The organism is Meridianimarinicoccus roseus (assembly GCF_003172915.1).
In the GTDB taxonomy this organism is placed as follows: Bacteria; Pseudomonadota; Alphaproteobacteria; order Rhodobacterales; family Rhodobacteraceae; genus Meridianimarinicoccus; species Meridianimarinicoccus roseus.
In genome coordinates this window covers 1-13,287 of the sequence record NZ_QGKU01000051.1, presented here as the reverse complement: position 1 = coordinate 13,287, position 13,287 = coordinate 1, and the positions used below count along the sequence as shown (strand labels likewise).

Here is a 13,287-nt window from a genome sequence, read left to right as displayed (position 1 = left end):
GTTACTTGCCGACGGCCGCGCGCACGGTGGCGAGAGCTTCGACGTATTCCGGGCCGTTCTTCTCGGCCCAGGATTCCCAGAACGGCGCCAGCTTTTCGGCGGCCATGTCGACTTCGCCACCGGCGGCCTCGACCAGCGTCATACCGGCCTCGGATTGCGAAGCCTTCTGCGCCTCCTCGTCCGCGAGGAACTCCTCGGTGGTCTTCGGGCCCTCTTCGGCGACGATGCTGCGCAGCGTGGCCTGCGTGTCCTCGGAAAGCGCGGCAAAGCTGTCGGCATTGGCGATGATCATCGAGTTGCCGTAGTTCACGGCGAACCGGTAGTTGTAGGGCAGGAATTCGTGCCAGTTCTTGGCGCCGCCGGCCGAGGCGGTCAGCACGCCCTCGATCACGCCCCGTTCCAGCGAGGTCGGCACTTCGGAGCCCGACAGGGTGATCGGCGCGCCGCCGAATTCCTCGATGAACGCACCCTGTTCGGGCGAGGTCACGCGGATCTTGTGGCCCTCGAGATCGCCCAGAGAGGTGATCTCGAAGGTGGTGAAGATCGTCTGCTCGGGGTAGCGGTAGCCGCCCAGCAGCACGACGCCCTGATCGCCGAAGGCCTCGATCAGCGTCGGCTCCATCGCGGCATAGGCCTTGTTCCATTCCTCGTCATTCTCGATCAGCATCGGCAGGTTCAGCACGCGCGCGATCGGCACGCTGCCGGAAAAGAAATAGTCCGCCGCCATATCGATGATGCCGTCGCCCACGGCCTGGGTGATGTCGGCAGAGGCGATCTGCAGCGTCTTGCCAAGGTGCAGGTCGATGGTCAGGTCCCCTTCGGTCTCGGCCGCGACACGCTCCACGATGCGGTTCATGCCCTTGACGGCGGATGTCGTGGAGACGGATGAATAGGTGTAGGCCGTCCAGTCGTCGGCATGAGCGACGGCAGTCGAAGCGACGATCAGCGCCGCGGTGCCCAGTGTCTTGATGGTCATGGTGTTCCTCCGGTTTTAGAGATGATTGGCCGGGATTTGCGCCCCGGTTCCTTGGTTCTTTCGCCTTGGCGCAAAAGCCTTTTCTTGTGCCAGGGCGCGCCATTCCGCGCGGGTGGTTCGGTGCGGGCGGGCCCTTATGCCGTTCTGCGGCTGTCGACGTACCGCTTTTTCAGCGTCGGACCGACGATCACGGCCACGGTCAGCGCAACCAGAACGAGGCTGGTCACGTTCTGGAACAGGATCATCGGATCGCCGCGGCCGATCCGCAGGGCCAGGCGCAGGTTCTCTTCGGCAAAGCCGCCGAGGATCAGACCCAGCACCACCGGGGGCAGCGGGAACTTGAGCCGGTCCATCAGCCAGCCGATCACGCCAAAGCCCAGCATCAGGTAGACGTCGAACATACGCCCATGGATCGAGTAGACGCCGATCAGCATGAGCACGATGATCACCGACCCAAGCAGCGGACGCGGCAGGTTCAGCAGGCGCGCGAAACTGTTGGTCGCCAAGGATCCCCCCAGCAGGATCAGAAGGATCGCGCCGAAGAGGAACTGCCACATGAAGCCGAAGACGATGTCGGGATTGTCGCGGAACAGCATCGGGCCGGGTTGGAGCCCGTGCACCAGGAGCCCCCCCAGCATGACGGCCGCCACGGCGGTGCCGGGGATGCCCAGCGTCAGCGCGGGGATCAGCGCGGAGGCGGTGTCGGCGTTGTTGGCGACCTCGGCGGCGGCGACGCCTTCGGGTTCCCCCTCGCCCCAGGTCTCGGGGGTTTTCGAGGTACGGCGCGCCTCGTTGTAGGACATGAAGGCCGCCATGGAGCCGCCCGCGCCGGGCAGGATGCCGATCCAGATGCCGATGAAGGAACCGCGCAGCCAGGTCTTCCAATAATTCATGCGTGGCAGGGCCTTCCAGATCGACACGGTTCCGAGCTTGGACGCATTGACGCCATCGGTCTTGAGAGGTGTTTCCAGAAGGTCCATCACCGGCGGCAGGGCATAAAGACCGACCAGCAGGATCACGATGTTGATCCCGTCCAGCATTTCCAGCTGGCCGAAGGTGAAGCGGTCGTTGCCATAGATCGGGTCCGAGCCGATGACGGACACGAAGACCCCGAAACAGGCCGAGATCAGTCCCTTCACCGGGTTGCCGCCCAGAAGGAAGATGATCGAGGCGAGGCCGAAGACCGCGACCCAGAACACCTCGGACGGTCCGAAGAGCAGCGTGACCCTGGACAGCGGCGGGGCCAGCAGCATCAGCGCAAAGGCCGAGGCGATGCCCCCAAACGCCGACGACACGACCGCGACCTGAAGCGCGAAGCCGCCTTCGCCCTTTTGCGCCATCGGGTAGCCGTCGAAGGTGGTTGCCACGGCGGCGGGGGTGCCGGGGATGCGCAGCAGCACGGCGGGGATCGCGCCGCCGTACATCGCGCCGTTGTAGATGCCCGCCATCAGGCCGAGCGCAACCAGCGGCTCGAGCCCGAAGGTGAAGGGCACGAGGACGGAGATCGCCATTGTGGCCGAGAGGCCCGGCATTGCGCCGACGACGATGCCCGCGATCACGCCGATCACGACAGCGGCAAAATTCGTCAGGGCGAAGACGTCCGGCAGGGCGTGGAGCAGTTCGGAATACATGAATCAGCCTCCCCAAAGACGGCCGGTGGGGAAGTCCTGCGACATCCCGAAATCGAAGATCGCCCAGATGGTGCCGACCACGATGACCGTCGCGATCAAGAGGCCCAGGGGGCTGCGATAGCCGAAGACCCAGGCCACGAGGGGGATGGTCACGGTGGTGCTGACGTAGAACCCGATGAAATCGGTCGCGAGCGCATAGCCGACGATCAGAAGGAAGGCGCCGATCACCCGTTTGGGTGCCTTGGTCACCGGCGCGGCTTTTTCGCCCGCGCTGGCCGTGCGCTGGTCGGCGAGCAGCAGGACAACCGACAGGACGATAAGGCCGATCAGCATCGCGGCAGGCAGCAGCGCAGAAATCGCGCGCAGGTTAGAGGTCGGGATCAGGAAGCCCGCGGCGACCAGGATGATGCCGAGCGCGGTCAGGGTCTCGGGCCTTCTCAGGCGGGAATTGCGGCTCTCGGACATGGGTAAGCCTTTGGTGAAAGGGATGAGGGGCGAAGGGGGCGCCGCCCCCCGCGCAAGTGGTGCGTGAGGGAGCCTGCCCCCTCACGCATGCGGCCTCAGTTCCAGGGGCTGGTTTCCCACACGCCGCTGGCGAGGTCATAGAGCTCCGAGGTGAGCTGTTTGAAATCGTCGCCGGTCACGATTTCGACCGGGTTGGCGGTCGCGGCCATGGCGTCGAGGAATTCCTGGTCGTCCTTCAGCTGGGTGAAGGCGTCGATCAGCTTGGCCTGAACGTCCTCGGGCAGACCGGCCGGCGCGATGAAGCCGCGCAAAGAGCCGTTCACGAGATCGAGGCCCTGTTCCTGGAAGGTCGGCAGGTCAGGCGCGAATTCCGAACGCTCTCTGGTGGCGACACCCAGCACATTCAGCTGGTCCTGGAACTCGGCCACTTCCGAGATGTTCAGGATGCCCATGGCGACATGGCCGCCCAACAGCGCGGTCCGTGCAGGGGCCGAGCCCTTGAACGGCACGATGGTGAACTCGGTCTCGGTGGCGTTCTGAAGCTTGATCAGCGCGAAATGATCGTCGCCGCCAAGGCTCGACATGCCGACGGTGATTGCGCCGGGGTTGGCCTTTGCCTCTTCCAGCAGCTTTTCGATCGTGTCGAGGCCGCTCTTCTTCGAGGTCACGATCACGTTGGGGTCGTTCACAACATTGGCGAGGTAGGTGAAGCTGTCGCGGTCGTAGTCGGCCTTGCGGTCGATGGTACGTGCCATCATGCCGGGCAGGTTGAAGGTGCCCAAGGTGTAGCCGTCCGGCGCGGCATTGGCCGCTTCCGTGACACCGATCTGGCCCGAGGCGCCCGGCATGTTCTTGACGACGAGGCTGGCGCCGTCGCCGAGGTATTTCTCAATGAAGGGCGCCGCTGTGCGGGCCATCACGTCGGTCCCGCCCCCGGCGGAATAGCCGACAATTACCTCGATGGGCTTTGCGGGATAGTCCTGCGCCAGCGCCGCGCCTGCTGCAATGCACATCGTACCGACAATGGCGGTCTTCTTGAAGATGTTGAGCATGTCACTCCTCCTTTACATGCGGGTGTTTTCAGTCTTCGAGCAGGGCGCAGCCGCGTTCCTTGAGCGCGCGGTCGACCCAAGCCCGGTCGTTGGTGCCCGCCTCGATGGCGGCCATCTGTTTGATCTCTTTCTCTGATTTCGCCTTCGTAGCCTTCAGGACCGTTTCGGCCTCGTCGATCGGGACGCACAGAACGCCGTCGCTGTCGCCGATGACGATGTCACCGGGGTGGATCACCATGCCGTCGATGGCGACGGGGACGTTGACTTCGCCCGGGCCATCCTTGTAGGGGCCGCGATGCGTCACGCCCGCTGCCCATGTCGGCAGGTTGGTTTCGCGGAAGTTGTCCAGGTCGCGGATCGCGCCATTGATGACAAAGCCGACGACGCCCTTCTTGATGGCATAGGCCAGCATCAATTCGCCCATGAGCGCGTTGTCCAGAGCGCCGCCGGCATCGACGACGATCACGTCCCCCGGGATAGCCCGGTCGATCGCGGCATGCAGCATCAGGTTGTCGCCGGGGCGCGCCTTGACCGTCAGCGCGACGCCCGCCATGCCTCCGGATGTGTGCATGGGTCGCAACGTCGGCCCCGCGGCGGTCATGCGCGACATGCTGTCGGACACGTTGGCGACGGGCAGCTTGGCGAACTCGGCGACAAGCTCGGCTGGGGCAACGCGGTCGCGTTTGAGAATGCGGAACCCGATGGTCATGGCTGTTTCTCCATTTTGGCCGACTCCGCCTGCGCGGCGGCCAGCAACTTGCGATTGATGATGCGTTCAGGGGCGACGGGCTGCCCGTCGAGGACCTGGAATATCCCGCGCACCGCATCGACGCCGACGCGCGCCCCGGCCTCGCGCGTCACGCCGCCGATATGCGGCGTCAGCACGATTTCCGGCACGGCGAAGAACGGATGGTCGGGCGCAGGCGGTTCGGACGCGAAAGTGTCGAGCCCGGCGCCCGCCAGATGACCGGAGCGGATCGCCGCGACCAGCGCGGGCTCGTCGATGAGGCCGCCGCGCGCCGTGTTGATGACGTAGGCGCCTTCCGGCATCCGCGCGATGGTGCCCGCGTTCAGCAGACCGCGCGTCTGCTCGTTCAGCGGGCAATGCAGCGACAGGATGTTGGACCGGGCCAGCAGGTCTTCGACCGTTGCGCATCGGGTGACGCCGAGGGTCTCGAAAGCGCTGTCGTGCGCGTAGGGATCGTACCCTGCCAGTTTCAGCCCCAGCCCCCTGGCCATGCGGCCCGTCGCCTGTGCGATCGCTCCCATGCCCATCAGGCCCAAGGTCGATCCGGCGATCTCGCGCCCCAGGAAACCTGGCTTCTCCCAACGTCCGGCGCGCAGGCTTGCGTCAAGCGGAACTACGCGCTTGACCGTCGCCAGCAGCAGCGCGATGGCATGCTCGGCCACAGACACCGCGTTGGCACCGGTCGCGACCAGCACAGGGATGCCCCGGTCGGCGGCGGCCTGGATGTCGATGTTGTCGACCCCGACGCCATGTTTCGAGATCACCTTGAGCTGCGGCGCGGCATCCATCACGGCAGCATCCAGGCGGCCCATGCGAGACACGATGCCCTCGGCCCCGGTCTGCTGGAGAAATTCGGAAATCACGGCGCTGTCAGCATAGGGCGGGGTATGCACCGTCTGGTAACCGTGGTCCGCCACCAGCCGGGCCGCGGACGGATCGAGGTCGGGCCCCGTCACGAGGATCGTCTTGCTCATCGCGCATGTCTCCATAGCGTCCCGAAGCGACGGGGCGCGCCATTTCGTTTCTCTTGTCTGTCGATTGGCCCACAGCGGTCTCCCAAACCGGATCGTGGGTTTCCTCCTTGGTTTGAAACCGTAACGCCAAGAATGTCTTCACAAAAGCGCGTAATTCTGGTTAGTAGATTCAGAAAAACTGGATCTAAGCATGGACACCCGGCAACTGAAGACCCTTTTGGCCATTCAATCCCATGGCACTTTCGCGCAGGCGGCGGACCTTGTCGGCCTGACACCCTCGGCCGTCAGCCAACAGGTTCACGCGCTTGAGGAAGAACTGCGCGTGACCATCTTCGACCGCTCCACGCGACCGCCCAGGATCACGCCGGAGGGAGTTCAAGTTATTGAAATGGCTTCAGATATCTTGCGCCGCGCCGAGGACACCAAGGCCAGCCTGCGCGGCGATCAGATCGCCGGGACGCTGATGCTGGGGTCGGTGAGGTCGAGCGCGCTGAACCTGCTGCCGCGCGCCATGGTGCAGATGCGCGGGCGCTACCCGGACCTGAAGCCAAGCCTGCGTGTGTCACTGTCTTCAACCCTGATCGCGGATGTGGCCGGCGGTCGGCTCGATGCCGCCATCGTCGCGGAGCACCTCGGCATTCCCAACACCCTGCGCTGGAGCCCCTTCTTGCGTGAACCGCTCTGGGTGATCGTGCCTCGTGGCATGGAAGCGAGCGACCCGATCGAACTTTTGAATACACGGCCCTACATCCGTTTCCGAAGCGCCGTGCCGCTGGCGAACCTGATCGATACCGAGTTGTCCCGTCTCGGCGTGGTAACCAATGACGTGGCCGAAATCGACACCATCGGATCGATCGTCACAGGCGTGCGGCAAGGCTTGGGCATATCGGTGGTTCCGCACGTCGCCCTGCAGGAACCCGAGGATCTGAACATCATGCGCCTGGCCTTCGGCGCCCCGCAGGTGACCCGCCAGATCGGCATCGTCGAAAGGACTGCGGCGCCGCGTGCCGAGATCATCGCCCTTCTGCACGCGGTTCTCGCGGACCTTTGCGGCGACTACGGAGTGGTCCGGCCAACGAGATCCTGACCGCGCCCATGTTTCCGATTGCTGCAATGAACACCCGACCGCTTTTTCCTTGAAAGCGGGCATAAGGCAGAAGTCCACGGTATGAGTGTGAAAGATCACCACGTCGATCACTATGATGCCCTCACTTTAAACGGGAAAAGTGTTAACGGCGGAGCAAAAACCGGCCACGTGGCGGTGCAATACCAGGCCAGTGGCAGGGCGCGAGGCGCCATGGCGCGCGCGCTCCCCAGATAGCTGGCGCGAGCCATGGCGCTTTGGCCCGCAGGGCCAATCCCATTGTGGATGATCAGGTTGGGGCTTTGGCTTTTCGAGCGCGGCTCTGTGCAAGCCTGTAGCTCTCACCGTTCATCTCGATGATGTTGACGTGGTGGGTCAGCCGGTCGAGGAGAGCGCCGGTGAGGCGCTCGGTTCCAAAGGTTTCGGTCCATTCGTCGAATGGCAGGTTGCTGGTAATCATCGTGGCGCCGCGCTCGTAGCGCTGCGAGATCAACTCGAACAGGAGTTCGGCGCCGGTCTTGGACAGCGGCACGAAGCCCAACTCGTCGATGATGAGCAGTTTGACGCTGGCCATCTGTTTCTGGACGCGCAGGAGGCGGCGTTCATCACGCGCTTCCAGCAACTCGTTGACCAGTGCGGCTGCGGTGGTGAAGCCGACCGACATGCCCTTCTGGCAGGCCGCCAGTCCAAGCCCGAGGGCCACATGCGTCTTGCCCGTGCCGCTCGGGCCAAGGGCGATGACATTCTCGCGCCGGCCGATCCATTCGCAACGGGCAAGTTCCAGCACTTGTATCTTGTTCAGCTTGGGGATCGCCTTGAAGTCAAAGCTGTCGAGGCTCTTGGTCGTCGGGAGTTCGCCACGAGGCCGCCACCGGTTCGAGGCCCGTGGCGGACGCGGCCTTGATGCGGCGCTCCACCATTCGCCGCTCACGATCGATCAGCTCCAGCGCGACCAGACGGGCCAGGAACTGGACATGGTCCTGCCCTTCGGCGGCGCATTGGCGGCCCAGCTTCTCATATTCCCGCAGGAAGGTGGGTAGCTTCAGCGTCTTCAGATGATCCGCGAGCAGGATCTTCGGAGTGTCGGTCATGCCGCATCCCCCGACAGCAGGGACATGTAGCTGGCCGCCGAGGTGGTCCCGACATTCGCGCGTGGCAGGTAGGGATAGATATCGAGGTCCAGTTTGGGCGGCCGTTTCTCGACATGGCAGAGGGCGAGGTGCTTCACGGCATCGAAGCCGACCGCGCCCAATTGCAGCGCCTTCTTCACCGCCGCGTGGAGATCATCGATGTCGAAGGTCTCAAGCAGGCGCAGGACTTGCACATAATCGTTGGTCTTGTAGCGCACCAGGGCTTGGGAGTTCACTCGTCCGGTGGCCTGATCGCAGGCATCGAACGGCGACGCCGGCAGATCAGACATCGCGGCCAGATCGCGGGTACCCTCCTTGGCCAGCCGTCGCCACGCCGTCGGCTGGCTCGGCATGATCTCGTAGCGCGCCGCGACACCCGACACCGTCGCGCCGGGCTCCAGGGTCTCTGACACGGCCTGCGCCTTCACATGATCCGGCCAACGCCTCTGGCCGGAGGCAAACACCTCAACACCAAGTGCTGTGAGGAACGAACTCTTTGCGAACATTGCGAAACGCACTCCATCTCTTCGGATGCGTATCAACTCGCAATGACTGGTCTCATCGACAACGTGGGGCGGCGACACCGCTTACGAAAAGCTGGGCCATATGATGAAGCCGTATGGGACTGACAACTGAGTCGGGCTTTTCAGGGATCGGACGCTTCCCTCGGACTGTCCACTTTAGCAGGTTTCTCTGCGCTTCAATGCCTCCACTGCGCGCGTGGAGTCCTGGTGTGATTGAGGGATCGGCAGAAGGCAGGCCAAAGTCACCGTCATAACGAAATCCGGCACCATGGAATGCTGAAAGGATGTGTCGCTATTGGACAATGACCGGATGGCCGGGCTGAACACGGATCTGACAGACGAGAGCTAAATCTGCCTTTGCGTGTTCAGGGAGGTATCCGAGGCGAGGCATGTCGGCCGTTGATCGGCCTCGATCAAACCCTTCACCACACGGCGCAGGCGCATTGCATCCTCCCGGTACGCCGGGTTGAGCGGCTTCTTCCGTGTAGGGCTCGGCGGATCGCCAAGAAACTGGCTTGAAACGTCGCGCGCAGCACCGCTGGGGTGCGGAAGCCCGATAAGGAGGCGCTTCTGATCAAAGCCGGAGACCCCGGACAGGGCATAAGTCATGGCTTTTTGGGCCGCCGAGCCCAATGGCGCGATGAGGCAGTCCTCTGGCAGGCGAAGTATCTCCGGAACAAGCACATTCTTCAGCATGCTTCTGAAGATCCTCTGGGCGGTGATCGACGGGGTTCCACCGGTGTAATTCTGCAGAGGCTGCAGGATCTTATGCTTGTCCTTTTGGTCGCAGAAGACGGGCCAGCGCAGTACCGAGCTGAAGTGAACCTGTTTGGCCTGCGCGCCCCAGAGAGCTTGGCTTGAATTTGCGCCAAGGAGGCGCGGGATCGAGACCTCGTCGAGGAGACGGATGAGCGTGTCTCGCATCTCCCCCGAGAAGGCACCGGTGCCTTTGCCGTAGCGCACTGCGACCAGGTGGTCTGAGCCGCCCAGACGTGCTTTGTGATAGGCGCGCAGGGCATTGCCCATCTGCTCCCGCCCCGGAGTCACCCCGAAGATCGCGATGCGGGCCGTATTCTCGACGGTGTCAAAAGGCGCCCAGGCCACCTGCAAGTTCCTCCACCCGGCCGTTCCCTCCCATATGCGAAGCTTGTCGGGTGAGGCGATCTCGCGTTCCAGTTCGGCGGCGCTCATATTGGCGACCATGTCGCCCATCTCACCCATGCGAACCTTCATGCGTTCTCCTTGATACTTCATGACGTGCGCAAGGAAACTTGTCGCGCAAAATTGCTGACCTGATTTATGGAAAACCATAGCGCCATAAATTGCAACTAAAGAAGCAAATACAAGCCCCAAAATAGAAGAAGATGCTGTTAAAGCTTGTTTTCCTATTTTAGCTCCGGCGGCACAGACCAACTCGAAATAAAATGTTCCGACGACCAAGAAGGTGAAGAGGTCGCATCACGTCTTTTGATGGAAATGGAGATCACTGCAGTTTCAATCTGAAACCTGATCGTAGCCATGCCTCCTCACGATTTGGTCGTCTGCCCTTCGCTGTCCGGTTGGTTGAGGGCGGCATGCCGAGCATCCGCTGCACATCGCCTCCTTCCGGGAGTCGTCCAGCGTACGGCAGCTCTGACGAGCTGCACTGCAGCACTGGGATAATAGGCGAAAGGCAGTTAGGGCCGTTAAAGGCGAGTTACGTCAGGCTCGCAGTCAGGGTATTTGTTCAAATCGATGCTCAGCCCACTGATGCAGCTTTGCGTTTCGCCCCATACCCACATACTCGGGCCTTGTGTTCCAAGCTGGGGCCGACGGATGGCCCGTTCTGTAGGCTTGAAACTCATTTGCCGCGTTTTGAGAGATTTCATGAGCAAACTCAGCCGCCTTCCCGAGATACACTATGACTGTCGGCTGCAGGTGCTCTACTTGAGCTGAAAACCTGGCCCAGTTGTCCTCAGCTAAAACCTCGCGCTTCAGTGGCTGTGTTCTTCCATCGTAGCCGTCACGCCCCCTATACCTCGGGAGAGAGTGAGCATTGATCAAGCTATAGTCATCCAGGCGTTCCGTGGGAAAGATGCCCGGATGCAGAGCATGTAGTCTCTGCAACATTACTGTGAGGTTCTGTCCGGCTTGGCCGACAAATGGCCTTCCTTCTTCCTCTTCTTCACGTCCCGGACATGCGCCAACGAAAAGCACTCTATGGTTGGCATCACCGTTCCTGAAGTCTGCAGCTTGGATACACATGGCAACATGTCTAACCGATAATAATGTTCGCCTCCAAACGAATAGTCTCAACCCGAAAGGGCAATGTCTGCTTTGACGATGTCACCCGGCAGCATTTCGCCTGATGTAGGTGGCGGCTATGGGCCGGAAGCGACGGTGGTCTTGACCGGGGAGGCTCCCGTGGTCGCCGCGCCGCCGCGTGGCCGCTTCGAGTCCTCTATGCAGGATGCTATCGCCCAGCATCTTGCAAGCGCAGAAATTGCCACCCGTCACTCCGGCCCAAACCGATCATAGAGGCATGCCCATGATGCTGCGTTGCAGCTTTCCGAAAGCGGATTGCCATATAAGCTCGCTTCAACAACTGCTTGTAAGAGGCTCACATTGCTGAGGGGTATCCAGATATCCAGCGCCAATTAGGTCGCACATTTGATTTGGACGATGACGTTCGAGGTTCTGCTGTGTTCTCTGATTGCGGAAATTACCGCCCATACCTCCGTCGAGGCTGGGGTGTAGGCCCAACAATAATGTGGCTTTGCATGAACCCATCGTCGGCAACCGATGAGTTGGACGACGCAACCTCCCGAAAACTCACGCGTCATTCCCGTCGTCTGAACTTTGGCAGGCTCTTTCTGCTCAACGTTATGGACTACCGTGCAACCGACCCAGTTCAGCTTCCGGAAGGCGAGGAACGTTCAGTCGAGAACCTCGAACATATTCGGCGTTGCGCTCGCCGCTCTGATTGTGTGGCTCTCGCCTACGGTGGGCTTCGACAAAATCCAAGGTGGATCGAATACGCGAATGACGCTCTCGAGATTTGCCGCAGAGCACCTATCTGCCGTGTGGCCACCAACAGGGATGGCTCCCCGCGGCACCCCCGCAGATTTCCCGCAATTTTTGAGCTGCAAGCCCAGTAACGTCAATTGATCCTTAGATGACGGCCCTTTGCGGACATTACCCATTGCCGAGTTCGCCGAAGTGCGGCAGATATGAGTTCAACCATTAGAAGAGCCTCTTGTTTTGCGGAGCGCCAGAGGTTGAGCGGGTTTCACGGTGCAAAAACTTCACAATGCCATGACTGGCAGAACTGGCTAAGATTGTTGAACCTTCAATATGCGATTTTTTTCCGACGCCCCTTCTATTCCCGATCTCCTCTTGGAGCGTTGCGACGCTGGACGGGTCGTCTTCCTATGTGGTGCGGGAGTATCATTCAATTCAGGGATGCCAACGTTTCTCGGGCTTACGCAGCACGTGATCGACTTTTTCGATCCGCCGGAAGAATCAGAGGCAATGAAGGCGTTCGCCCCTTGGCGAGACGATCCAGCAGCAGCAAATGTTCCCCTCGATCAGATCTTCAACCTTCTGCACCAGGAATATGGTCGGGATGAGGTCAACGCACTGGTAACAGAGCGGTTGCTGGTCCCATCAACAGCAGCAACCAAAGGTCATGAACACAGCCTGGTGAAGCGGATATCGTCGAACCAGAGTGGCGTCCCCCAGATCGTGACAACCAACTTCGATCACCTGTTCGAACTTGGCGACGAAGCGGGCAGTATCCCGGCCCATATTCCCCCAGCGTTCCCTGATCTGTCATTCGGATCACCAATTGATGGTATCACCTATCTACACGGGCGACTTGTTGCACCAGATGCGACCCAACACCCCTACGTGCTGAGCAGTGCAGATTTCGGCAGAGCCTATCTGTCCGAGGCATGGGCCACGAAGTTCATCAGCGGCCTGTAGGAACGATATACCGTCGTTTTTGTCGGGTATCAGGCCGAAGACCCGCACGTGAAGTACCTCCTTCAAGGGCTCAACCATGATGGTCAGTTCGACCGAACGCGCCTCTATGCCTTCGACCGAGGGGAGCCGGAGGAAATTGAAGCCAAGTGGCGAGATCGGGGCGTAACTGCCATCGCCTATCAAGATCATGGCCACCTATGGCAGACCATGGAAGCTTGGGCTGACCGGGCTGACGACCCACGTGCCTGGCGGAGCCGGGTCGTCGCTTCTGCGCAACGTGACCCGAAGGAGATATCACCGCACGAGCGTGGCCAGGTCGCCCATGTCCTACGTTCGGTTCCGGGAGCCAAGGCATTTGCCGACGCCGAACCATCACCACACCCGGAGTGGGTTTGCGTCCTCGATGCATTCGTTCGCAATGCCAAGAAGTGCAGCGGATACGGGGAAGATGCCGAAGAGTTCGATCCCGTGCAGGCATATGGCTTCGATGATGATCTTGGTCCGATCAGTGATGAGGATTTCAGACGGGGAACCAGAAACGATAACCTGCTCGAATGGCGGAGTGGCGACGACAACCCGCCCGATTTGCACCGCCTCGGAGGACGCCAGGTAGAGGGCCATGAGGCAATGCCAACCCGGTTGTGGCATCTCGTCCGCTGGATCGGAAAGTCATTCCAAGCGCCAGTGATCGCCTGGTGGGCGGCTCGTCAACTTGGCCTGCATCCTCGCCTCATCGATCA

Annotated in this window: 12 protein-coding genes and 2 pseudogenes; 4 read left to right on the top strand and 10 right to left on the bottom strand. The window is 61.5% G+C overall.

From position 1 onward, the window contains the following. Nucleotide 1: 1 nt before the first annotated feature. The 6 genes from dctP to DKT77_RS16950 form a co-directional block, all read right to left on the bottom strand. Nucleotides 2-976: a TRAP transporter substrate-binding protein DctP gene (gene dctP, locus DKT77_RS16975; RefSeq protein ID WP_109812865.1), complete on the bottom strand. Its 975-nt coding sequence runs from the start codon at nt 974-976 to the stop codon at nt 2-4. Between the two features lie 134 nt (nt 977-1,110). Continuing rightward, nucleotides 1,111-2,607, bottom strand: coding sequence for a tripartite tricarboxylate transporter permease (locus tag DKT77_RS16970; protein WP_109812864.1), 1,497 nt, complete (start codon nt 2,605-2,607; stop codon nt 1,111-1,113). A 3-nt stretch (nt 2,608-2,610) separates the two neighbouring features. Beyond that, the gene (locus tag DKT77_RS16965; protein WP_109812863.1) at nt 2,611-3,072 is read right to left on the bottom strand and encodes a tripartite tricarboxylate transporter TctB family protein; all 462 of its coding nucleotides are present in this window, start codon (nt 3,070-3,072) and stop codon (nt 2,611-2,613) included. 95 nt (nt 3,073-3,167) lie between these two features. Next, the gene (locus DKT77_RS16960) at nt 3,168-4,124 is read right to left on the bottom strand and encodes a Bug family tripartite tricarboxylate transporter substrate binding protein (RefSeq protein ID WP_109812862.1); all 957 of its coding nucleotides are present in this window, start codon (nt 4,122-4,124) and stop codon (nt 3,168-3,170) included. Between the two features lie 28 nt (nt 4,125-4,152). Beyond that, entirely contained in the window at nt 4,153-4,833 is a 681-nt protein-coding gene (locus DKT77_RS16955; protein ID WP_109812861.1) for an RraA family protein, read from the bottom strand. Next, complete coding sequence (locus DKT77_RS16950; protein ID WP_109812910.1) at nt 4,830-5,846, bottom strand: hydroxyacid dehydrogenase; 1,017 nt, start codon at nt 5,844-5,846, stop codon at nt 4,830-4,832. The genes DKT77_RS16955 and DKT77_RS16950 overlap by 4 nt, the downstream gene beginning before the upstream one ends. 190 nt (nt 5,847-6,036) lie before the next feature. Between DKT77_RS16950 and DKT77_RS16945 the strand changes: the two genes are divergently transcribed. Next, a complete protein-coding gene (locus tag DKT77_RS16945; RefSeq protein ID WP_109812860.1) occupies nt 6,037-6,933 on the top strand; it encodes a LysR family transcriptional regulator in 897 nt (298 codons plus the stop codon). A gap of 286 nt (nt 6,934-7,219) precedes the next feature. On the opposite strand, the pseudogene istB reads toward DKT77_RS16945, so the two are convergent. The 4 genes and pseudogenes from istB to DKT77_RS16925 all read right to left on the bottom strand — a co-directional run bounded on the left by istB (nt 7,220) and on the right by DKT77_RS16925 (nt 10,828). Next, nucleotides 7,220-8,021 (bottom strand): annotated as a pseudogene (istB, locus tag DKT77_RS16940) (IS21-like element helper ATPase IstB). Further along, the gene (locus tag DKT77_RS21565) at nt 8,018-8,566 is read right to left on the bottom strand and encodes a transposase (protein ID WP_420798327.1); all 549 of its coding nucleotides are present in this window, start codon (nt 8,564-8,566) and stop codon (nt 8,018-8,020) included. Before DKT77_RS21565 ends, istB begins: the two are co-directional and overlap by 4 nt. A 363-nt stretch (nt 8,567-8,929) precedes the next feature. Next, entirely contained in the window at nt 8,930-9,817 is an 888-nt protein-coding gene (locus DKT77_RS16930; protein ID WP_109812859.1) for a hypothetical protein, read from the bottom strand. 480 nt (nt 9,818-10,297) lie between these two features. After that, entirely contained in the window at nt 10,298-10,828 is a 531-nt protein-coding gene (locus tag DKT77_RS16925; RefSeq protein ID WP_109812858.1) for a uracil-DNA glycosylase family protein, read from the bottom strand. A gap of 437 nt (nt 10,829-11,265) precedes the next feature. Between DKT77_RS16925 and DKT77_RS21560 the strand changes: the two genes are divergently transcribed. The 3 genes and pseudogenes from DKT77_RS21560 to DKT77_RS21150 all read left to right on the top strand — a co-directional run. Next, on the top strand, nt 11,266-11,721 hold the full coding sequence (locus tag DKT77_RS21560; RefSeq protein WP_420798328.1) for a DUF1643 domain-containing protein: 456 nt from the start codon (nt 11,266-11,268) through the stop codon (nt 11,719-11,721). Between the two features lie 334 nt (nt 11,722-12,055). Beyond that, on the top strand, nt 12,056-12,547 hold the full coding sequence (locus DKT77_RS21155; protein WP_238547690.1) for an SIR2 family protein: 492 nt from the start codon (nt 12,056-12,058) through the stop codon (nt 12,545-12,547). Nucleotides 12,548-12,595: 48 nt separating this feature from the next. Further along, a pseudogene (locus DKT77_RS21150) lies at nt 12,596-13,287 on the top strand (hypothetical protein); the annotation flags it as partial.

What these genes read in the sequence shown, in the direction of transcription:
- DKT77_RS16925 (WP_109812858.1), bottom strand. Translation starts at nt 10,828, where the DNA reads ATGTGTATCCAAGCTGCAGACTTCAGGAACGGTGATGCCAACCATAGA.
- DKT77_RS16955 (WP_109812861.1), bottom strand. Translation starts at nt 4,833, where the DNA reads ATGACCATCGGGTTCCGCATTCTCAAACGCGACCGCGTTGCCCCAGCC.
- DKT77_RS16960 (WP_109812862.1), bottom strand. Translation starts at nt 4,124, where the DNA reads ATGCTCAACATCTTCAAGAAGACCGCCATTGTCGGTACGATGTGCATT.
- DKT77_RS16945 (WP_109812860.1), top strand. Translation starts at nt 6,037, where the DNA reads ATGGACACCCGGCAACTGAAGACCCTTTTGGCCATTCAATCCCATGGC.
- dctP (WP_109812865.1), bottom strand. Translation starts at nt 976, where the DNA reads ATGACCATCAAGACACTGGGCACCGCGGCGCTGATCGTCGCTTCGACT.
- DKT77_RS16965 (WP_109812863.1), bottom strand. Translation starts at nt 3,072, where the DNA reads ATGTCCGAGAGCCGCAATTCCCGCCTGAGAAGGCCCGAGACCCTGACC.
- DKT77_RS16930 (WP_109812859.1), bottom strand. Translation starts at nt 9,817, where the DNA reads ATGAAGGTTCGCATGGGTGAGATGGGCGACATGGTCGCCAATATGAGC.
- DKT77_RS16970 (WP_109812864.1), bottom strand. Translation starts at nt 2,607, where the DNA reads ATGTATTCCGAACTGCTCCACGCCCTGCCGGACGTCTTCGCCCTGACG.
- DKT77_RS21565 (WP_420798327.1), bottom strand. Translation starts at nt 8,566, where the DNA reads ATGTTCGCAAAGAGTTCGTTCCTCACAGCACTTGGTGTTGAGGTGTTT.
- DKT77_RS16950 (WP_109812910.1), bottom strand. Translation starts at nt 5,846, where the DNA reads ATGAGCAAGACGATCCTCGTGACGGGGCCCGACCTCGATCCGTCCGCG.